Origin of the sequence: Acetobacter okinawensis, from assembly GCF_002153655.1 — a bacterium.
Classification (GTDB): domain Bacteria; phylum Pseudomonadota; class Alphaproteobacteria; order Acetobacterales; family Acetobacteraceae; genus Acetobacter; species Acetobacter okinawensis_A.
Map to the genome: position 1 here is coordinate 1 of NZ_JOPJ01000051.1, position 281 is coordinate 281.

Consider the following 281-nt stretch of genomic DNA (forward strand, 5'->3'; position numbering starts at 1 on the left):
AGGTTGGATGCGCGGCCCCGCAGGCGCGGCACGGAGCGCCCCACCACGTTGCTGTCCCCATCCAGCCCGCCAGTCCCACCATACAGACCAATGGGCATGACCCCTGTCAGCCAGTATGTAGCGTCCAGCAGATCGACCTGTACGGTAGTGCGGTCGGGCTTCCAGCCCTTACCAAGACCAGAAAAAACAGGGGTGAAGCTATCAGGCTGCGGGTCTGTCCATATGGCTCTGCTGGCATCCCATTGTTTTTGCCCGGCATAGATCCGCACGGGCAGGTGGTC

Annotated in this window: 1 pseudogene; it reads right to left on the bottom strand. The window is 61.9% G+C overall.

The features are described 5' to 3' along the window. Positions 1-281: pseudogene (locus tag HK26_RS13560) on the bottom strand (hypothetical protein); the annotation flags it as partial.